Genomic DNA, 20,330 nt, shown 5'->3' on the forward strand with positions numbered 1-20,330 from the left:
TCCATCCTGATGCAGGTCTTCACCGTCACCGCCCTGATGGCGGTGCTCTGGGCGCTGTTCGGCTACTCGCTCGCCTTCACCGATGGCGGCTCGGCCAACGCCTTCATCGGTGGCTTCGACAAGGTGTTCCTGGCCGGCGTCACCGCCGATTCGCTGCAGGGCAGCATCCCGGAAATCCTGTTTTTCCTGTTCATGCTGCTGTTCGCGGCCATCACCCCGGCCATCATCGTGGGCGCGTTCGCCGAACGCATCAAGTTCGCCGCGGTGCTGGTGTTCATGGTGGTCTGGTTCACCATCAACTACGTGCCCATGGCCCACATGGGGTGGGGCGGTGGCTGGGTGTTTGAACTCGGCCCGCAGGACTTTGCCGGCGGCAACGTGGTGCACATCAACGTCGGCATCGCCGCGCTGGTGGGCGCCTGGATGGTGGGCGCGCGCAAGGGCGTGGGCACCTCGGCCATGGCCCCGCACAACATGACCATGACCATGACCGGCGGCTCTATGCTGTGGGTGGGCTGGCTGGCCTTCTGCGGCGGTTGCGCACTGGCGGCCAACGGCTTTGCCATGTGGGTCGTCGTCAACACCATGCTGGGCGCGGCCGCCGGCACGGTGGCCTGGGTGCTGGTGGAGTGGCAGCACCGCGGCAAGCCCAGCATGCTGGGTGCGGTCTCTGGCGCCATCGCCGGCCTGGTGGCCATCACCCCCGCCTGCGGCTTTGTCGGCCCCATGGGCGCGCTGGTGGTGGGCGCGGTGTCCTCGCCCATCTGCATCTGGGCGGTGGAAAAGCTCAAGCCCATGATCGGCCTGGACGATTCCTTTGACGTGTTTGGCGTGCACGGTGTCGGCGGCATCGTCGGCGGCCTGCTGACCCCGGTGTTCGCCCTGCCGGTGCTGGGTGGCCTGGGCTTTGCCGAAGGCCGCGACCTCGCCTCGCAAATGCCGGCGCAGCTGCTGGCCCTGGGCTTCAGCATCGTGTACGCGGCCGTCAGCAGCTACATCGCCTTCAAGGTTGCCGCGGTGCTGTGCGGTGGCCTGCGGGTGGACGCCGACGACGAAATCGAAGGGCTGGACCTGACCTCGCACGGCGAGCCAGGCTACAAGCTCTGAACCCTACCCGACCCCCCATTGCCCCGAGGTTTCCCCATGAAATTGGTCACCGCCATCATCAAACCCTTCAAGCTCGACGAGGTGCGCCAAGCGCTTTCCGACATCGGCGTGCAGGGCGTCACCGTCACCGAAGTCAAAGGCTTCGGCCGCCAGAAAGGCCACACCGAGCTGTACCGCGGCGCCGAATACGTCGTGGACTTCCTGCCCAAGGTCAAGCTCGAAGCCGCCGTGTCCAACGAGCGGGTGGACGCGGTCATCGAAGCCATCGAGCGAGCCGCCCGCACCGGCAAGATCGGCGACGGCAAGATCTTCGTCACCGACGTGGAGCAGGTGGTGCGCATCCGCACCGGCGAACAGGGCGCCGAGGCCCTGTGATGGCCGTGCCCGCCGCCGCTGCGCCGGGCGCCGTTCGGCCCCCGGTGGTCACCCACCTGCGCGAACCCGGCCTGGCCGGGCGCACCCCGGTGCTGGAGCGCCACCGCGTGGCCGGCGGCGGCCTGACGGCGGTGCACCTGGGCCCGGGCGACGCGCTGGAGGTGATCGACCCCGAAGGCCTGCAGGCCTGCGAGCTGCTGGCCTGGGACGCCGACGGCCGCGACGCACTGGCGGCGCTGGGCCTGCGGTCCACGCCCGGGGCCGATGGCCTGGCCGGGCTGCTGCAGCGCACCCACCCGGCCCTGCAGCGCTTGCAGGCCGGGTTGCGCCGCCGCGGCATCGCCCTGGACCGGCTGCCCACCGCCTGTCAGCTGTGGCCCGGCGGCGGCCTGGCCGGCCAGCGTCGGCGCTGCACCGCCAGCGCGGCGGTGCTGGTGTTGGTGGCGGCCCCCGGCACCGCCAGCGGTGTGCACACGCAGGACGCCCCCACCCCCCTGGCCCTGCACGTGCACCGGGCCCAAGTCCAGGAGGCCGCCCAGGTGCCCCTGCCCGAGCCGCTGGCCGCGGTGGTGGACGAATTCACCATCGCCCCGGGCACCGCCCGCGTGTACACCCTGCAGCCCGGCCAGTACCTGCAGGTCATCGACGTGGCCGGCCGCCAGTGCTCCGACTTCGTCGCCTTCGACCGCTGCGCGCTGGACCGCGGCATCGAACAGGAACTCGACCCCACCGTCACCCGCACCCTGAGCGGCCGCGCCTACCCCGGCCCCGGCCTGTATTCGCGCTTTTACGACCGCGAGATGCAGCCCATGCTGGAACTGGTGCAGGACACTGTGGGCCGCCACGACACCTTCGGCCTGGCCTGCGCCGCGCGCTACTACGACAGCCACGGCTACTTCGGCCACGCCAACTGCAGCGACAACCTCTCGCGCGAACTCGCCCCCTTGGGTGTGCGCGGGCGGCCGGGCTGGCCCGCCATCAACTTCTTCTACAACACCGGCGTGGACGCCCACAACCAGCTGACCATGGACGAACCCTGGTCGCGCCCGGGCGACCACGTGCTGCTGCGCGCGCTGGGCGACCTGGTCTGCGCCAACACCTCCTGCCCGGACGACATCGACCCCGCCAACGGCTGGATGCCGACCGACATCCACGTCCGCATCTACGCCGCCCAGGAACGCTTCAGCATGGCCCTTGCCCACCGCCCCACCCCCGACGCCGAACCCGTGCTGACCCGCGAGAGCGGCTTCCACGCCGGCACCTCGGCCCTGACCCGCCAGTTCACCGACTACCGCGGCTGGTGGACCCCCACCCGTTACGACGGCTTTGGCGCCGTGGCCGAATACCACGCCTGCCGCGAACGCGTGGCGGTGATGGACCTGTCCGCGCTGCGCAAGTTCGACATCCTCGGCCCCGACGCCGAAGCGCTGATGCAGCTGTGCCTGACGCGCGACGTCAAGAAACTCGCGGTCGGCCAGGTGGTGTATTCGGCCATGTGCTACCCGCACGGCGGCATGCTGGACGACGGCACGCTGCTGCGCCTGGGCCCCGACAACTTCCGCTGGATCTGCGGCGAGGACTACGGCGGCGTCTGGCTGCGCGAGCAGGCCCAGCGCCTGGGCATGAAGGTCTGGATCAAGTCGGCCAGCGACCACCTCCACAACGTGGCGGTGCAGGGCCCGCGCTCGCGCGAGCTGCTGCGCCAGATGGTCTGGACGCCCGGCACCCAACCGGCGTTGGACAACCTGGGCTGGTTCCGCTTCCTCGTCGGCCGGCTGGACGACCACAACGGCTGCCCGCTCATGGTCTCGCGCACCGGCTACACCGGCGAGCTGGGCTACGAGGTCTGGTGCCACCCCAGCGACGCGCCGCGCGTCTGGGCACGGCTGTGGGAACTGGGCGAACCGCTGGGACTTTCCCCACTGGGCCTGGACGCGCTGGACACGCTGCGCATCGAGGCCGGCCTGGTGTTCGCGGGCCACGAGTTTTGCGACCAGACCGATCCGTTCGAGGCCGGCATCGGCTTCTGCGTGCCGCTCAAGACCAAGGCCGACGACTTCATCGGCCGCGACGCGCTGATCGAGCGCAGCGCCCACCCGCAGCGCAAGCTGGTGGGCCTGCAGCTGCACGGCAACGAGATGGCCGCGCACGGCGACGGTGTCTTCGTCGGCCATGCCCAGGTGGGCGTGGTCACCAGCGCCACGCGTTCGCCGCTGACCGGGCAGAACGTCGCGCTGTGCCGCATCGCGGTGCCGCACGCGGCCCTGGGCGGCCAGGTGGAAGTGGGCAAGCTCGACGGCCACCAGAAGCGGCTGCCGGCCACGGTGTCGGCGCCGATCTTCTACGACCCGGACAAGAGCCGCGTGCGGGCCTGAGCCTTCCCCGCCGGCCCCCGCCGTCGGCGGCCGGCGCGGGGCCGGCCGCGCGGCGGGGTACGCCGGCGCGGCGCGCGGTCCATTCAAGCGCGGGCGGTCAGCGGGCCACCGCTTCGGCCCCGAACCACTTCAGTCCCGCCACGCCGGCCACGATCAGCACCAGGCACACCAACCGTGGGGTGCTGGCGGCCTCACCCAGCCACAGCATGCCGTAGAGCGCCGTGCCCACCGCGCCCACACCCACCCACACCGCGTAGGCGGTGCCCACCGGCAGGCTGCGCATGGCCAGTGCCAACAGGTACAGGCTGAGCGCAATGAACACCGCGCAGTACACCGACGGCCACAGCCGCGTGAAGCCCTGGGTGCGCGCGATCGCGGCGGCCCAGCACACCTCGCACACACCGGCCGCCAGCAGCAGCCACCATCCACCGGACACCGTTGGGGTCATGCCATTTCCTTGCAACTGGCGCGCCGCCGGCGCGCCGAAACGCCCGCGCCCGGGCGGCGCCGTGGGGCGCTGCACCGGGGCGGGCAGGGGGCGGCCCGGGCGGGACGCCGGGGGCGCTCAAGGCTGCTTCAGGTAGGCGTGCAGCGAATCGTCCAGCGCGTGCTGCCACGGGGTGTGGTGCGGCGTGGCCATCGTGCCGGTCATCAGCGAGCGGTAGCACTTGTTGCGGTAGCCCATGATGTCCTCGTACTTGTCCTGTTTCCATTCCAGGAAGGTCTGGTTCACCGCCGCGATGTCGAAGCTCGGGTAGTCGGTCGCGTCGATCAGCTGCTGGATGTACTTGCCCTGGAACTCGAACATCTGCTGCGCGTTTTCCAGCGTCAGTTCCTCTTCGCGCCAGCGCAGGTCTTCGGCGTGCATCTCGTCGAAGGACGGCAGGGCGATGCGGCCCAGGATCACGTCGCGCGCGTACCAGGCCTGGGCGTCGAACATGTTGAAGCTGTACCACTGGTCCTGCATGCCCAGGTAGATCAGCTGGGGGTTGCGTTCCCAGCACACGCCCTTGTACAGGTCCAGCGGCCACAGGCGGTTGCTGGTTTTCAGACGCAGGTCTTCGGGCAGGAAGGGGAAGTGGTGCTTGTAGCCAGTGCACAGGATCACCGCGTCGATGTGCTTGTGGCTGCCGTCGGCGAAGTGGGCGGTGTTGCCCTCGACCCGCAGCAGCTGCGGCTTTTCCTCCCAGTTGTCGGGCCATTTGTAGCCCATGGGCGCGCTGCGGTAGCAGCTGGTGATGGAGCGCGCACCGTACTTCCAGCACTGCGAGCCGATGTCCTCGGCCGAGTAGCTGGCGCCGACGATGAGCACGTCCTTGTCCTTGAATTCCAGCGCGTCGCGGAAGTCGTGCGCGTGCAGCACCCGCCCGCCAAAGGTCTCGAAGCCCGGAAAGTGGGGCACGTTGGGCGTGGAAAAGTGGCCGCTGGCCACCACCACCCAGTCAAAGGTTTCGCTGTAGGTGCGGTCCTCGGCGTGGTCGTGCGCGGTCACGGTGAAGGTCTGGCTGGCGGTGTCGAACACCACCCCGCGCACCACCGTGTTGAAGCGGATGTAGGGGCGCACCCCGGCCTTTTCCACGCGGCCTTTGATGTAGTCCCACAGCACCTCGCGCGGCGGGTAGGACCCCATGGGGCGGCCAAAATGTTCATCGAAGGTGTAGTCGGCGAACTCCAGGCATTCCTTGGGGCCGTTGGACCACAGGTAGCGGTACATGCTGCCGTGCACCGGCTCGCCGTGCTCGTCCAGGCCGGTGCGCCAGGTGTAGTTCCACATGCCGCCCCAGTCCGCCTGCTTTTCGAAGCAGACCAGTTCGGGGATCTCGGCGCCCTTGGCCTGGGCGGATTGGAAAGCCCTCAGCTGGGCCAGCCCCGAGGGACCGGCGCCGATGATGGCAACGCGCTTCTTCATGCAAGTACTCCTGGCGGGTGAATTGTTAAACAAAGGGAAACTTTGATTCACCATGTGAAGCACAAGCCATGCCAGCCGGTGCCGGCCGCGGATGCCCGCCGTGCGCGCGCCCCGACCGGCACCGATGCGCCAAACGGGGGAAAACAGGGGGGATAAACGGGCGCAAAGCCGGTGCATGCACCAGCAGCGCCCACGGGATCAGTCCGGCGCGAGCCAGACCAGCTGTCCTTGCCCCCCCTCGTCCAGCGCGGCCCGCAAGGCCGGGGCGAGGGGAGCGGCGATGCGGAAGCGCACCGTCACCGCCGCGGCGTGGTCGGTGTGCAGCAGTTGGGCGTGGTGGGCGGCCAGGGTGCGGCGCAGCCAGCCTTCGAGCGCGTAGGGCACGGCACAGTGGGCGTCGTGCTGGGCCACTTGCGGCACCTTGACGGCCCCCAACAGGGCCTGGGCCACGGCGTCGGTGTAGGCGCGCACCAGGCCGCCCGCGCCCAGCTTGACCCCGCCAAAATAGCGCACCACCACGGCCAGGGTGCCTTCCAGCTCCTGGCGCCGCAACACTTCCAGCATGGGGCGGCCGGCGGTGCCGCTGGGTTCACCGTCGTCCACGGCGGCCGACTGGCCACCGGCGAGCAGGGCCCAGCAGACGTGGGCGGCGGTGGGGTGGGCGTGGCGCAGGGCCTGCACCAGGGCCTGGGCTTCGCTGCGGTCGGCCACCGGGGTGACGGTGGCCAGAAACCGGCTTTTCTTGACCAGCAGTTCGTGCTGGACCGGGGCCGAGAGCGTGTAGGGCATGGCCGCAACGGTTCCCACCCCGGGCGGTCACCGGCGCGCAGGCGCGGGTGACCGGGCCCGGCCTCAGCCGGCCAGGGCGGCGAAGGCGCGGGCGGTGATCTCGTCCACGCTGCCGGTGCCGCTGATGGCGCGGTACTTGGGCGCGGCGGCCGGTTCGGCCTGGGCCCACTGGCTGTAGTAGTCCACCAGCGGGCGGGTCTGGGCGCTGTACACGTCCAGGCGCTTTTTCACGGTCTCTTCCTGGTCGTCGTCGCGCTGCACCAGCGGCTCGCCGGTCACGTCGTCCACGCCGGCCACCTTGGGTGGGTTGAACTTGACGTGGTAGGTGCGGCCCGAGGCGGGGTGGGAACGGCGGCCACTCATGCGTTCAATGATGGCGTCAAACGGCACGTCGATTTCCAGCACATAGTCCAGCTTCACGCCGGCGGCCTTCATGGCGTCGGCCTGGGGAATGGTGCGGGGAAAGCCGTCGAACAGGAAACCGTTGGCGCAGTCGGGCTGGGCAATGCGGTCTTTCACGAGGTTGATGATCAGGTCGTCGCTCACCAGGCCGCCGGCGTCCATGACCTTCTTCGCTTCCAGACCCAGCGGGGTGCCGGCCTTGACGGCGGCGCGCAGCATGTCGCCGGTGGAGATCTGGGGGATGCCGTATTTCTGGCAGATGAAGGTGGCCTGGGTGCCTTTGCCGGCGCCGGGTGCGCCCAACAGAATCAGTCTCATGACTTTCCTTTTCGCTCTAAAGTTTCAAATCGTCGCAACCGGCGTGTCTCCGGCGCCGTCCCCGTACTCGGGGCCACCCGCGCGAGGATAGCATGGGCATCCCCGCCCCTGGCTTACAGCGCGGCCCAGAGCGCGCGCGCCCGTTCCAGGTCCTGCGGGGTGTCCACCCCGGGGCCGGGCGCGTGGTCGGTGACGTGCACCGCGATGCGTTCGCCGTGCCACAGCACACGCAGCTGCTCCAGCGACTCGCACTGTTCCAGCGGCGCCGGCTCCAGCGTGGGAAAGCGTTGCAGAAACCCGACCCGGTAGGCGTACAGCCCAATGTGTCGCAGCGGCGCCGGCGCGGCGGGCAGGGCGGGGCCGGCGGCCATGCCGTCGCGCCACCAGGGAATGGGCGCGCGGCTGAAGTAGAGCGCGGTCTGCCGCCGGTCCAGCACCACCTTGACCACGTTCGGGTTGGTGAATTCGTCGGCCGCCTGCAGCGGGTGGGCGGCGGTGGCCATGACGCAGTCGGGCCGCTGGTGCAGCAGCGTGGCCACGGCGGTCACCAGGGTGGGGTCCATCAGCGGCTCGTCGCCCTGCACGTTGACCACGATGTCGTCCGCCTCCAGGCCCAGCAGGGCGCAGGCCTCGGCCAGGCGGTCGCTGCCGCTGCGGTGGTCGGGCCGGGTCAGCAGGGCGCGCACGCCGGCGGCCTCGCAGGCCGCCACGATGCGGGGGTCGTCCGCCGCCACGGTGCAGCCCAGCGCCGGGCTGAGCGCGGCGCGCTGGGCCACCCGCACCACCATGGGCTGGCCGCCGATGTCGGCCAGCGGCTTGTTCGGCAGCCGGGTCGAGGCCAGCCGCGCCGGGATCAGCACGTGAAACGCGGGCGCGCTCATGGCTGGGGTCGGGCGGCCTCGGCCTCGGTGATCTCGCGCGCCTCGTTTTCCAGCAGGATGGGGATGCCGTCGCGCACCGGGTAGGCCAGGCGGGCGCTGCGGGAGATCAGTTCCTGGGTTTCGCGCTGGTAAACCAGCGGCCCTTTGGTGACCGGGCAGACCAGCAATTCAAGGAGTTTGGTGTCCATGCCGCGATGATAGCCCGGCCAGTGCGGCGTCGATGGCGGCCAGGAAGTCGGCCGGCAGGGTCTGCTGCAGGGGCACGGCCCACACCCGCGGGCCGGGGCGCTGGCGCAGGTGGGGGAACAGCTTGACCGCGTCTTTTTCGGTGCACAGCCAGACGGTGTTGGCAGGCGTGCCGTCCAGGGCGGCCAGCAGGGTGTCTGCGCTGGCGTGGTCGGGCAGGGCCACGGTGCGCTCCAGCACCAGCCCGGCCGCCCGGAGCATGCCGAAGAACTGTTCGGGCTGGGCGATGCCGGCCAGCGCACGCCAAGCCCGGGGCGGCGCAGGGGCCGTCTCGGCGTGGTGGGCTGGCGCCCACGGGTGCGCCTGGCCCCACGCATCCCGCGCGGTGGGGGCCAGGGTGCGTGGGGCGCTGAAGGCGGGGTAGGGGTGCGGTGCCAGCGGGCGAATGTCGGCCTGGGCCTGGGTCTGCAGCACCAGCAGGGGGCCGCCGCCCCAGGCGCGGGCCGGCCAGGGTTCGCGCAACAGGCCGGCGGGCAGCAGCCAACCGTTGCCGGTGCCGCGCCCGTCGAACACCACCACCGTCATGTCGCGCTGCAACGCCCAGTGCTGCATGCCGTCGTCGCTCACCAGCAGGTCCACGTCGGGGTGTTGCGCCAGCAGCCGCCGGGCGGCGGCCACCCGGTCGCGGCCTACCACCAGCGGGGCGCCGGTGGCGCGGGCGATCAGGGCCGGCTCGTCGCCCGCCAGCGCGCTGTCGGTGTCGGCCTGGACTTCCAGGCAGCCGTCGGCCTGGCGGCCGTGGCCGCGCGACACCACCCCGGGGGTCCAGCCTTGGGCGCGCAGGTGCGCCACCAGGCCCACCACGGTGGGCGTTTTGCCGGCACCGCCCACCACCACGTTGCCCACCACCAGCACCGGCACCGGCAGCCGCGTGCTGCGCAGCTGGCCCAGGCGGTAGGCCAGCCGGCGCGCGGCCAGCAGCGCCCGGTACAGCAGCGACGCCGGCCACAGCGCACAGGCCAGGGGCCCCCGGCGCTGCCAGGCGCGCAACAGGGCGTGGCCGCCGTAAGCGGGGTCAGCGGCCAAGGGCTTGCTGGGTGGCAAAGGTGATCTGGTTCAGCCCGGCGCGGCGCGCCGCGTCCATCACGTTGACCACCGCCTGGTGGGTGGCGCTCGCGTCTGCGCTGATGACGACGACGTGTTCGGCCCCGGCGGTTGCGGCGCCGCGCAGCGCGGCCACCAGCCCGTCCACGCCGGCGGCGTCCAGCAGCTGGCCGTTGACGGCGTAGCGCCCGTCCTGTCCCACCGCCACCAGGATTTCCTGCGGGTGTTCGCGCGCCTGATCGGCGTCGGCCACCGGCAGGTTGACCCGCAGTTCGGTGTATTTGCTGTAGGTGGTGGTCAGCATCAGGAAGATCAGCACCACCAGCAGGATGTCGATGAACGGGATCAGGTTGATCTCGGGTTCCTCGCGTGCGCCGTTGCGAAAGTTCATGGCCGGCTCCTGGCGGGGGTCAGCGACGCAGGGTCAGCAGGTGGTGGGCGAAGCGCTCGGCCGCCACCTCCAGGTGCAGCAGGTAGCCATCGACCTTGCCGCGGAAGTAACGCCAGCAAATCAGCGCCGGGATCGCCACGATCAGCCCGAAGGCGGTGTTGTAGAGGGCAATGGAAATGCCGTGCGCCAGCTGCTCCGGGTTGCCGCCGCCCGGGGTCAGCCCGCCGGCGCTGGCCTGGGAGCCGAAAATCTCGATCATGCCGATGACGGTGCCCAACAGGCCCAGCAGCGGCGCGGCCGAGGCGATGGTGGACAAGGCGCCCAGGTACTTTTGCAGCTGCGCCGCCGCCAGCCGACCGGCCGATTCCAGGCCGGCGCGCAGTTCGTCCTCGCTGGCCTGGGGGTTGCGCTGCAGCGTGCGAAATCCCGCCGCCAGCAACTGGCCCAGCACCGAGTTGTCGGCCAGTTGGTCCACCACCTGGGCGTTGGGCACCCCGTGGCGCGAGGCCATGATGGCCTCGTCCAGCAGCTGCGGCGGGGCGATCTTGGCGGTTTGGAGGTTGAGCCAGCGGTCGATGATGAGCGCCAGCCCCAGCACCGAGCAGGCGATCAGCGGCCAAATCGGCCAGCCGGCGGCTTGTATGATCGAAAACAAAGCAGGACTCCTCGCGGTGCGCCGGGGCGCAGTCAATGGCCGCATTATGGCGCAGCGGCGGCCGGCCTACCGGGCTGGCCCAGCGCCGCGCGACGGGCCAGCCACCCCGCCGTGTGCCGGGGTGTTTTTTGTGGATAACTTTGTGGGCAACTGCCGGATTTCCCCATGAAAATCCGCCCCTTGCTCCCGCTCAACCCAACGCTGGAATGCCGTGACCGTTAAAAATCGTTGTTTATCAAAGGCTTGCGTGGGCCGCTGGCCCATGTCGCCGGTCCGGCCGTCTGCGCCCGCACCGGCCCTGGCTTGTGGGCAATTGTGCCCTGGTGGGGGCCGCCGTGGGGCTGTTTGATGCGCCCGCGCCGCCGCCGGCCCGGACGGGAGGCGCCACCGTCTGGGGCGTGGGGGCTTTGCTGCGGGCCCTGGCCGACGCGCTGCAGGCCCGCTTCAACCCGGTCACGGTCCGCGGCGAGGTCTCCGGGTTTGCCCGCGCCGCCAGCGGCCACTGTTACTTCACCCTGAAGGACGAACAGGGCCAGATCCGCTGCGCCATGTTCCGCCGCGCGGCGCAGGCCAGTGGCCTGGACCTGCGCGACGGCCAGACCGTCGAGGCCCAGGGCCGGCTCGACGTGTACGGCCCGCGCGGCGATTTGCAGTTGATCGTCGAGGGCGTGCGCTTGGCCGGGCAGGGCAACCTGTACGAACAGTTCCTGCGGCTCAAGGCCGAGCTGGAGGCCGAGGGCTGTTTCGACGCCGCCCGCAAGCGGCCGCTGCCGCCGCTGCCGCGCAGCATTGCGGTGGTCACCTCGCTCGACGCGGCCGCGCTGCGCGACGTGGTCACCACGCTGCAACGCCGGGTGCCGCACCTGCCGGTGACCGTGTTTCCGTCGCCGGTGCAGGGCGACGCCGCGCCGGCCGCCCTGTGCCGCGCCCTGGACGCCGCCTACGCCCGCTACCGCGCCAGCGGGACCGGCGAGGTGCTGTTGCTGGTGCGCGGCGGCGGCTCGCTGGAGGACCTGTGGGCCTTCAACAGCCCGCTGGTGGTGCGCAAGCTGGTGGAGGCGCCCATGCCCGTGGTCTGCGGCGTGGGCCACGAAACCGACTTCACCCTGGCCGACTTCGCCGCCGACCTGCGCGCGCCCACCCCCACCGGCGCCGCCGAGCTGTGCGCCCCCGGCCGCGACACCCTGGTGCGCGCGCTGGCACTGGCGGCCGAGCGCCTGCAGCAGGCCGCCTGGCGCCGGCTGGACGGGCAGTCGCAGCGCCTGGACCGCCTGGGCCAGAGCCTGGGCCGCCCGTCGGGCGGGCTGGCCCGCGAGCGCAGCCGCCTGCAGGCCAGCGCCCACCGCCTGCAGCGCGCCGTGGCCCTGCGCCTGGACCGCGACGCCCGCGCCCTGCAGCGCGGCCCCCAGGCACTGGCCCAGGCCCTGCGCCGCGACCACGAACGACGCCGCCAACGCCTGGACCACCTGGGCGCCCAGCTCGCCTTGCTCGACCCGCGCCTGGTGCTGCAGCGCGGCTACGCCCTGCTGGCCGACGACGCCGGCCGCCTCGTCTCCAGCGTACAGGCGGTGCAAGCCGGCCAGGCCCTGCACGCCCAGCTGGCCGACGGCGTGCTGGAATTGACCGTGCGCCCCACCAACGGCTGACTTGTTTCCTACAATCGTTCGTCTTTTCACCACCCACCCAAGGAATCCGACATGGAACACACCCTGCCGCCGCTGCCCTACGCCATCGACGCCCTGGCCCCCCACTACAGCCAGGAAACGCTGGAGTTCCACCACGGCAAGCACCACAACGCCTACGTGGTCAACCTGAACAACCTGCAAAAAGGCACCGAGTTCGAGGCCATGGACCTCGAGTCCATCGTCAAGAAGTCCAGCGGTGGCATCTACAACAACGCCGCCCAGATCTGGAACCACACCTTCTTCTGGAACTGCATGAAGCCCAACGGCGGCGGCGAGCCCACCGGCGCCCTGGCCGCGGCCATCAACGCCAAGTGGGGTTCCTACGCCGCGTTCAAGGAAGCCTTCGTCAAGAGCGCCGTGGGCAACTTCGGTTCCGGCTGGACCTGGCTGGTGAAAAAGGCCGACGGCTCGGTGGACATCGTCAACATGGGCGCCGCCGGCTCCCCCCTGACCACTGGCGACACCGCCCTGCTGACCGTGGACGTGTGGGAACACGCCTACTACATCGACTACCGCAACCTGCGCCCCAAGTTCGTGGAAACCTTCCTGGACAAGCTGGTCAACTGGTCGTTCGCCGAAGCCAACTTCGCCTGATCCCGCTTCGGGCCCGCCCGACCAAGACAGCAGCCCGGCCACGTGCCGGGCTTTTTGTTGGGCGCGCGCCGGGGTGGGTCAGCGCGCCCCGAACGGCCCGCCGGCCAGCCGGTGCCCGGCCTGTATGCCCCGCTTGGCAAACCAGCCCTGGTGCATTTCCAGCACGTAGCGCACCGGCTGGGCCGAGCAGTGGGAGGCGGTGCTCAGGGGCTGCATGTCGGCCAAGTTGACGATGGTGCCGTCGTCGGCGACGAAGGCCGCGGTCAGGGGCAGCAGGGTGTTCTGCATCCAGAAGCACTGCTGCGCCGGCTGCTCGAACACAAACAGCATGCCTTCGTTGGTGGGCATGTCGCGCCGCCACATCAGACCCACGCTGCGCTGCGGCGGGGTGCTGGCCACCTGCGCCTGGATCAGGTGCATGCCCGCCCGCAACTGCACCCGCGGCAACTGGGTCTGGGGCTGCTGCGCCCAGGCCCGGGGCAGGCTCAAGGTCGCCGCGCACAGCGCCACGGCCATTGCGCTCGCCAGCAGTGCCCGGCGTGGGGGGGCGGGCGGACGCGTGGTGTGCGGCTGCGGGGCTCGGGCGGCGGTCAAACAGGGCAGGGCAGACATGGGGGAAATTCTAGGCCCAGCCCGTTGCCTGCGCCGGTGTGCCACCGATCCGCTCGGGATTTGGTCTGATGTCTTATATATGACCCATAATACGGGCTGGTAAAGCGCCATGCAAAAGCAATTTCCGTGATGTGAAATATTGGTGTTTGGCCCGCTTGCGCACCGCGTGGTGGGCTGGCACAGTGCACCGACGGATTCGTTTGAGTTTCTCCAACCCACAAGCAAAGGACATCCCATGTCTGCCGAGACATCGCAAATCATCTACACCCTGACGGACGAAGCCCCGCGCCTGGCGACCGCTTCCTTCCTGCCGATCGTGCGTGCCTTCACCCAGCCGGCCGGCATCGACGTGGTCGAGAGCGACATCTCGGTGGCCGCCCGCATCCTGGGCGAATTCCCGGAATTCCTGTCCGAAGACCAGCGCGTGCCCAACACCCTGGCCGAACTGGGCAAGCTGACCCTGCGCCCCGAAGCCAACATCATCAAGCTGCCCAACATTTCCGCTTCGGTGGCGCAGCTCAAGGCCGCCATCCAGGAACTGCAGGGCAAGGGCTACGCCGTGCCCGACTTCCCGGAGCAGCCCAAGACCGACGAGGAAAAGGCCATCCGCGCGCGCTACAACAAGTGCCTGGGCTCGGCCGTGAACCCGGTGCTGCGCGAAGGCAACTCCGACCGCCGCGCGCCCAAGGCCGTCAAGGAATACGCCCGCAAGAACCCGCACAGCATGGCCGAGTGGAGCCAGGCGTCGCGCAGCCACGTGTCGCACATGCACGCCGGCGACTTCTACCACGGTGAAAAGTCCATGACCCTGGACAAGGCCCGTGACGTGAAGATGGAGCTGATCACCCGGAGCGGCAAGACCCTGGTGCTCAAGGAAAAAGTGTCGCTGCTGGACCGCGAGGTCATCGACAGCATGTTCATGAGCAAGAAGGCGCTGCTGGACTTCTACGAGAAAGAAATCGAAGACGCGCGCAAGACCGGCGTGATGTTCTCGCTGCACGTCAAGGCGACGATGATGAAGGTCTCGCACCCGATCGTGTTCGGCCACTGCGTCAAGATCTTCTACAAGGACGCGTTCGAGAAGCACGGCAAGCTGTTCGACGAGCTGGGCATCAACGTCAACAACGGCATGGTCGATCTGTACAACAAGATCGCCACCCTGCCGCAAAGCCTGCAGGACGAGATCAAGCGCGACCTGCACGCCTGTCACGAGCACCGCCCCGAGCTGGCGATGGTCGATTCGGCCAAGGGCATCACCAACTTCCACTCCCCCAACGACGTGATCGTGGATGCGTCCATGCCCGCCATGATCCGCAACGGCGGCAAGATGTGGGACGCCAACGGCCGCTTGAAGGACGTCAAGGCCGTGATGCCGGAGTCGACCTTTGCCCGCATCTACCAGGAGATGATCAACTTCTGCAAGTGGCATGGCGCGTTCGACCCCAAAACCATGGGCACGGTGCCCAACGTCGGCCTGATGGCCCAGCAGGCCGAGGAATACGGCAGCCACGACAAGACCTTCGAGATCCCCGAAGACGGCGTGGCCAACATCACCGACATCAACACCGGCGAGGTGCTGATGAGCCAGAACGTGGAACAGGGCGACATCTGGCGCATGTGCCAGGTCAAGGACGCTGCCATCCGCGACTGGGTCAAGCTGGCCGTCAACCGCGCGCGCAACTCCGGCATGCCGGTGGTGTTCTGGCTGGACCAGTACCGCCCGCACGAGGCGCAGCTGATCACCAAGGTCAAGATGTACCTGCACGAGCACAACACCACTGGCCTGGACATCCAGATCATGAGCCAGGTGCGTGCGATGCGCTACACCCTGGAGCGCGTGATCCGCGGCCTGGACACCATCAGCGCCACCGGCAACATCCTGCGCGACTACCTGACCGACCTGTTCCCCATCATGGAACTGGGCACCTCGGCCAAGATGCTGTCCATCGTGCCGCTGATGGCCGGCGGCGGCATGTACGAGACCGGTGCCGGCGGCTCTGCGCCGAAGCACGTGCAGCAGCTGGTGGAAGAAAACCACCTGCGCTGGGACTCGCTGGGTGAATTCCTGGCCCTGGCCGTGAGCCTGGAAGACCTGGGGCTGAAGAACAACAACCCGCGCGCCAAGCTGCTGGCCAAGACGCTGGACGCCGCCACCGGCAAGCTGCTGGACAACAACAAGAACCCGTCGCCGCGCACCGGCCAGCTCGACAACCGGGGCAGCCAGTTCTACCTGTCGCTGTACTGGGCGCAGGAACTGGCCGCGCAGACCGAGGACGCCGCCTTGGCGGCCCAGTTCGCGCCCTTGGCCCAGGCCCTGACCGAGCAGGAAGCCCAGATCGTGCAGGAGCTCAACGCGGTGCAGGGCCAGCCGGTGGACATCGGCGGCTACTACCTGCCCAGCGCCGAAAAGCTGGACGCCGTGATGCGTCCCAGCCCCAGCTTCAACGCCGCCCTGGCGTCGCTGCGCGGCTGATTTCGCGCCCCCGGTGCAACGGGCCACTGGTGCTGTGCAGGCGCCAGTGGCCTTTTTGCTGGGGGGCGTCCGGCAGCGGTCCGCGCCTGTCGCTAGAATCAAATTCAACATGGCCACCACCCCTCCCACCCCCCCCGAAATGCCCCCGAACCCGCCCGGCAGCGGCGATTCGGTGGTGCTGGAGCGCAAAACCCTCAAGGTCGAGCCGCCCAAGATGTACCAGGTCGTGCTGCTCAACGACGATTTCACCCCCATGGAATTCGTGGTGCTGGTGCTGCAGGAGTTTTTCAACAAAGACCGCGAAACCGCCACCCAGATCATGCTCAAGATCCACCTGGAAGGGCGAGGCGTCTGCGGCGTGTTCACCCGCGACGTGGCCACCACCAAGGTGGACCAGGTGCTGCAGGCCGCCCACCAAAACGGGCACCCGCTGCAATGCCTGAGCGAACCCGTTGAATAAACCGGGAATTGCCCCATTTGCCAGCAACCGGGGTCGCAAATCGCGGTAAATTAGAGACTCGTTTTAAGGAAGTGCCCCATGATTGCCCAAGAACTTGAAGTCAGTTTGCACATGGCCTTTGTCGAGGCCCGGCAGCAGCGGCACGAATTCATCACCGTCGAGCACCTGTTGCTCGCGCTGCTGGACAACCCGAGTGCCGCCGAGGTGTTGCGCGCCTGTTCCGCCAACATCGACGACCTGCGCAAATCGCTCACCACCTTCATCAAGGACAACACCCCGCAGGTGGCCGGCACCGAGGAGGTGGACACCCAGCCCACGCTGGGCTTCCAGCGGGTGATCCAGCGCGCCATCATGCACGTGCAGAGCACGGGCAATGGCAAGAAGGAAGTCACCGGCGCCAACGTGCTGGTGGCCATCTTTGGCGAGAAGGACTCCCACGCCGTCTACTACCTGCACCAGCAGGGCGTGACCCGGCTGGATGTGGTCAACTTCATCGCCCACGGCATCCGCAAGAGCGACCCGCCCGAGCCGACCAAGCCCGCCGAAGGCGGCAGCGCGGCCGAGAACGAAGAGGCCGGCGAGGCCAAAGGCAACGAGAAGGCGTCGCCGCTGGAACAGTTCACCCAGAACCTGAACCAGGCCGCCAAGGACGGCAAGATCGACCCGCTCATTGGCCGCGAGTACGAGGTCGAGCGCGTCATCCAGATCCTGTGCCGCCGCCGCAAGAACAACCCGCTGCTGGTGGGCGAAGCCGGTGTGGGCAAAACCGCCATCGCCGAGGGCCTGGCCTGGCGCATCGTGCAAAAAGACGTGCCCGAAATCCTGGCCGAGGCCAACGTGTACTCGCTGGACATGGGGGCGCTGCTGGCCGGCACCAAGTACCGCGGCGATTTCGAGCAGCGCCTCAAAGGCGTGCTCAAGACGCTCAAGGACAAGCCCAACGCCATCCTGTTCATCGACGAGATCCACACCCTGATCGGGGCCGGCGCGGCGTCGGGTGGCACGCTGGACGCGTCCAACCTGCTCAAGCCGGCGCTGTCCAGCGGCGCGCTCAAGTGCATCGGCGCCACCACCTTCACCGAATACCGCGGCATCTTCGAGAAAGACGCGGCCCTCAGCCGCCGCTTCCAGAAGGTGGACGTGGTCGAGCCGACGGTGGAGCAGACGGTGGACATCCTCAAAGGCCTGAAGAGTCGCTTCGAGGAGCACCACAACGTCAAGTACGCCGTGGCCGCGCTGCAGGCCGCCGCCGAGCTGTCGGCCAAGTACATCAACGACCGGCACCTGCCCGACAAGGCCATCGACGTGATCGACGAGGCCGGCGCCGCCCAGCGCATCCTGGCGCCGAGCAAGCGCAAGAAAACCATCAGCAAGGCCGAGATCGAGGACATCGTGGCCAAGATCGCGCGGATACCGCCCACCAGCGTCTCCAGCGACGACCGCGGCAAGCTGCAGAACCTGGAGCGCGACCTCAAGGCGGTGGTGTTCGGCCAGGACAAGGCCCTCGACGTGCTGGCCGCCAGCGTGAAGATGGCCCGTTCCGGCCTGGGCAAGCCCGACAAGCCCATCGGTGCCTTCCTGTTCAGCGGCCCCACCGGCGTCGGCAAGACCGAGGCCGCCAAGCAGCTGGCCTATATCCTGGGCATCGAGCTGATCCGCTTCGACATGTCGGAGTACATGGAGCAGCACGCGGTGAGCCGCCTGATCGGCGCGCCGCCCGGCTACGTGGGCTTTGACCAGGGCGGCCTGCTGACCGAGGCCATCACCAAGAAGCCGCACTGCGTGCTGTTGCTCGACGAGATCGAGAAGGCCCACCCGGCCATCTACAACGTGCTGCTGCAGGTGATGGACCACGGCACCCTGACCGACAACAACGGGCGCAAGGCCGACTTCCGCAACGTCATCATCGTCATGACGACCAACGCGGGCGCCGAGACGATGAACAAGTCCACCATCGGTTTCACCAACCCGCGCCAGGCCGGCGACGAGATGGCCGACATCAAGCGCCTGTTCACGCCCGAGTTCCGCAACCGCCTGGACGCCATCGTCAGCTTCAAGCCGCTGGACGAGCAGATCATCCTGCGCGTGGTGGACAAGTTCCTGTTGCAACTGGAGCAGCAACTGGCCGAGAAGAAGGTGGAGGTCGCCTTCACCGACGACCTGCGCAAGCACCTGGCCAAGAAGGGTTTCGACCCGCTGATGGGCGCGCGCCCGATGCAGCGCCTGATCCAGGACACCATCCGCCGCGCGCTGGCCGACGAGCTGCTGTTCGGTCGCCTGACCGAGGGTGGCCGCCTGACGGTGGACATCGACGCCAGCGTCGAAGACAAGCCCGAGGTGAAGCTGGACATCCAGCCGCTGCCCAAGAAAGAGCGGTCGACCAAGGCCGAGCCGCACGAGCCCGAAGAGGCCACGGCCGACTGACGCGCGCCCCCTCCCTCCTCAGCCGGTGACGACCTCACCGGCTTTTTTCTGGGCGCGCCTCCCCCAAACCGGGGATGGGCAGCGCCCGCGGGCCCGTCAATAATCGAGCGAACCCACCGCGAGCTGGCATGAACACCCACACCTTTCTCTGGCACGACTACGAAACCTTCGGCATCAGCCCGCGCCGCGACCGGCCGGCCCAGTTCGCCGCCATCCGCACCGACGCGGAGCTCAACGAGGTTGGCGAGCCGCTGATGCTCTACTGCCGCCCGGCGCCGGACTACCTGCCCGACCCCGAGAGCTGCCTGATCACCGGCATCACGCCCCAGTTGTGCCTGGAACAGGGCCTGCCCGAACACGCCTTTGCCGCCCGGCTGGAGGCCGAATTCGCCCAGCCCGGCACCGTGGGCGTGGGCTACAACACCCTGCGTTTCGACGACGAGTTCACCCGCTTCCTGTTCTGGCGCAACCTGATCGACCCCTACGCCCGGGAATGGCAGAACGGTTGTGGCCGCTGGGACCTGCTGGACGTGGTGCGCCTGACCTACGCCCTGCGGCCGGAAGGCATCGCCTGGCCGCGCAAGCCCGACGGCCGCCCCAGCTTCAAGCTGGAGGACCTGACCCGGGCCAACGGCATCGCCCACGAGGCGGCGCACGACGCCCTGTCCGACGTGCGCGCCACCATCGCCGTGGCCCGCTTGATCCGCCAGCACCAGCCCAAGCTGTTCGACTTTGCCTTTGGCCTGCACAAGAAAGACCGCGTGATGGCCGAACTGGGCCTGCCCGCCGCGCCGGGCCAGGTCCGGCCGTTTCTGCACGTCTCCGGCATGTTCCCGGCCGAGCGCGGCTGCCTGGCCCTGATGTGGCCCTTGGCCAGCCACCCGCGCAACCGCAACGAGGTGCTGGCCTGGGACCTGGCTTTCGACCCCACCCCGCTGGCCAGCCTGACCGCCGACGAGGCCCGGCTGCGGCTGTTCACCCGCAGCGCCGACCTGCCCGAAGGCGTGGCGCGCCTGCCGGTCAAGACGCTGCAGATGAACAAGTCGCCGATGGTGGTGGGCAACCTGCGCACCCTGCGCCCGGAACTGGCCGAGCGCTGGGGGGTGGACCTGGCGCAGGCCCAGGCCCACGCCGAACGCGCCGCCGCCTTGCCCGACCTGAGCGGGCTGTGGCAGCAGGTGTACGCGCCGACCGCCCCGGCCGAGCGGCCCGATGTGGACCAGGACCTGTATGGCGGTTTCGTTGAGGCGGCCGACCGCCGCCGTCTGAACCACCTCAAAACCCTGAACCCGGCCGACCCGGCCTGGTGGCAGACCGGCTTCGACGACGAACGCCTGCCCGAACTGGTGTTCCGCTACCGCGCCCGCAACCACCCCGACACCTTGCAACCGCACGAGGCCGGGCGCTGGCAGGCGCATTGCATGGGCCGCCTGCTGGAGGGGGCCGAGGGGGCGCTCACCGTGGAGGCCTTGTCCGAGCGCATCGATGCTCTGGCCGAGCAGGCCAGCGAGCGCGGGGACGAGCGCGCCGAAGCCATCCTGGGCGCGCTGTACGACTACGCCGAGGCCCTGACCGGCAATTGGTGAGCGC

At 69.1% G+C, this 20,330-nt stretch carries 19 protein-coding genes; 9 read left to right on the forward strand and 10 right to left on the reverse strand.

Annotated elements, in window-relative coordinates:
- The 3 genes from HA630_RS05405 to HA630_RS05415 form a co-directional block, all read left to right on the forward strand.
- Window positions 1-1,107, forward strand: a 1,107-nt coding sequence (locus HA630_RS05405) for an ammonium transporter (RefSeq protein WP_166833048.1), incomplete at its 5' end; no start/stop codon positions are given.
- 36 nt (window positions 1,108-1,143) lie between these two features.
- Window positions 1,144-1,482, forward strand: coding sequence for a P-II family nitrogen regulator (locus HA630_RS05410; protein ID WP_166833049.1), 339 nt, complete (start codon window positions 1,144-1,146; stop codon window positions 1,480-1,482).
- Window positions 1,482-3,857 (forward strand): DUF1989 domain-containing protein, encoded by a 2,376-nt coding sequence (locus tag HA630_RS05415; RefSeq protein WP_166833050.1) that lies wholly within the window; start codon window positions 1,482-1,484, stop codon window positions 3,855-3,857. The genes HA630_RS05410 and HA630_RS05415 overlap by 1 nt, the downstream gene beginning before the upstream one ends.
- Before the next feature lie 97 nt (window positions 3,858-3,954).
- Here the strand turns inward: HA630_RS05415 and HA630_RS05420 are convergent, their stop codons facing one another.
- From HA630_RS05420 to HA630_RS05460, 9 genes are all read right to left on the reverse strand, one after another.
- Complete coding sequence (locus HA630_RS05420) at window positions 3,955-4,305, reverse strand: multidrug efflux SMR transporter (RefSeq protein ID WP_166833099.1); 351 nt, start codon at window positions 4,303-4,305, stop codon at window positions 3,955-3,957.
- A gap of 117 nt (window positions 4,306-4,422) precedes the next feature.
- A complete protein-coding gene (locus HA630_RS05425; protein ID WP_166833051.1) occupies window positions 4,423-5,766 on the reverse strand; it encodes an NAD(P)/FAD-dependent oxidoreductase in 1,344 nt (447 codons plus the stop codon).
- Window positions 5,767-5,964: 198 nt separating this feature from the next.
- Window positions 5,965-6,555, reverse strand: coding sequence for a YigZ family protein (locus HA630_RS05430; protein ID WP_166833052.1), 591 nt, complete (start codon window positions 6,553-6,555; stop codon window positions 5,965-5,967).
- A 63-nt stretch (window positions 6,556-6,618) separates the two neighbouring features.
- On the reverse strand, window positions 6,619-7,275 hold the full coding sequence (gene adk, locus HA630_RS05435; protein ID WP_166833053.1) for an adenylate kinase: 657 nt from the start codon (window positions 7,273-7,275) through the stop codon (window positions 6,619-6,621).
- A gap of 113 nt (window positions 7,276-7,388) precedes the next feature.
- Window positions 7,389-8,156 (reverse strand): 3-deoxy-manno-octulosonate cytidylyltransferase, encoded by a 768-nt coding sequence (gene kdsB / locus HA630_RS05440; protein WP_166833054.1) that lies wholly within the window; start codon window positions 8,154-8,156, stop codon window positions 7,389-7,391.
- The gene (locus HA630_RS05445; protein WP_166833056.1) at window positions 8,153-8,344 is read right to left on the reverse strand and encodes a Trm112 family protein; all 192 of its coding nucleotides are present in this window, start codon (window positions 8,342-8,344) and stop codon (window positions 8,153-8,155) included. The genes kdsB and HA630_RS05445 overlap by 4 nt, the downstream gene beginning before the upstream one ends.
- Window positions 8,325-9,428: a tetraacyldisaccharide 4'-kinase gene (gene lpxK, locus HA630_RS05450; RefSeq protein WP_166833058.1), complete on the reverse strand. Its 1,104-nt coding sequence runs from the start codon at window positions 9,426-9,428 to the stop codon at window positions 8,325-8,327. The genes HA630_RS05445 and lpxK overlap by 20 nt, the downstream gene beginning before the upstream one ends.
- A complete protein-coding gene (locus HA630_RS05455; RefSeq protein WP_166833060.1) occupies window positions 9,418-9,837 on the reverse strand; it encodes a biopolymer transporter ExbD in 420 nt (139 codons plus the stop codon). The genes lpxK and HA630_RS05455 overlap by 11 nt, the downstream gene beginning before the upstream one ends.
- 19 nt (window positions 9,838-9,856) lie before the next feature.
- Complete coding sequence (locus tag HA630_RS05460) at window positions 9,857-10,492, reverse strand: MotA/TolQ/ExbB proton channel family protein (protein WP_166833062.1); 636 nt, start codon at window positions 10,490-10,492, stop codon at window positions 9,857-9,859.
- Between the two features lie 341 nt (window positions 10,493-10,833).
- On the opposite strand from HA630_RS05460, the gene xseA reads away from it, so the two are divergent.
- Window positions 10,834-12,138 (forward strand): exodeoxyribonuclease VII large subunit, encoded by a 1,305-nt coding sequence (xseA, locus tag HA630_RS05465; RefSeq protein WP_166833101.1) that lies wholly within the window; start codon window positions 10,834-10,836, stop codon window positions 12,136-12,138.
- A 51-nt stretch (window positions 12,139-12,189) separates the two neighbouring features.
- On the forward strand, window positions 12,190-12,771 hold the full coding sequence (locus HA630_RS05470; protein WP_166833064.1) for a superoxide dismutase: 582 nt from the start codon (window positions 12,190-12,192) through the stop codon (window positions 12,769-12,771).
- 78 nt (window positions 12,772-12,849) lie between these two features.
- On the opposite strand, the gene HA630_RS05475 is transcribed toward HA630_RS05470, so the two are convergent.
- Complete coding sequence (locus HA630_RS05475) at window positions 12,850-13,383, reverse strand: DUF192 domain-containing protein (protein WP_166833066.1); 534 nt, start codon at window positions 13,381-13,383, stop codon at window positions 12,850-12,852.
- 235 nt (window positions 13,384-13,618) lie between these two features.
- Between HA630_RS05475 and HA630_RS05480 the strand changes: the two genes are divergently transcribed.
- From HA630_RS05480 to sbcB, 4 genes are all read left to right on the forward strand, one after another.
- Entirely contained in the window at window positions 13,619-15,856 is a 2,238-nt protein-coding gene (locus HA630_RS05480; RefSeq protein WP_166833068.1) for an NADP-dependent isocitrate dehydrogenase, read from the forward strand.
- A 109-nt stretch (window positions 15,857-15,965) separates the two neighbouring features.
- Window positions 15,966-16,316 (forward strand): ATP-dependent Clp protease adapter ClpS, encoded by a 351-nt coding sequence (gene clpS / locus HA630_RS05485; protein ID WP_208299976.1) that lies wholly within the window; start codon window positions 15,966-15,968, stop codon window positions 16,314-16,316.
- Window positions 16,317-16,394: 78 nt separating this feature from the next.
- A complete protein-coding gene (clpA, locus tag HA630_RS05490) occupies window positions 16,395-18,740 on the forward strand; it encodes an ATP-dependent Clp protease ATP-binding subunit ClpA (RefSeq protein ID WP_166833070.1) in 2,346 nt (781 codons plus the stop codon).
- Window positions 18,741-18,868: 128 nt separating this feature from the next.
- The gene (gene sbcB, locus HA630_RS05495) at window positions 18,869-20,326 is read left to right on the forward strand and encodes an exodeoxyribonuclease I (RefSeq protein WP_166833072.1); all 1,458 of its coding nucleotides are present in this window, start codon (window positions 18,869-18,871) and stop codon (window positions 20,324-20,326) included.
- The last annotated feature ends 4 nt before the right edge of the window (window positions 20,327-20,330 follow it).

Source organism: Aquabacterium sp. A08 (genome assembly GCF_011742065.1).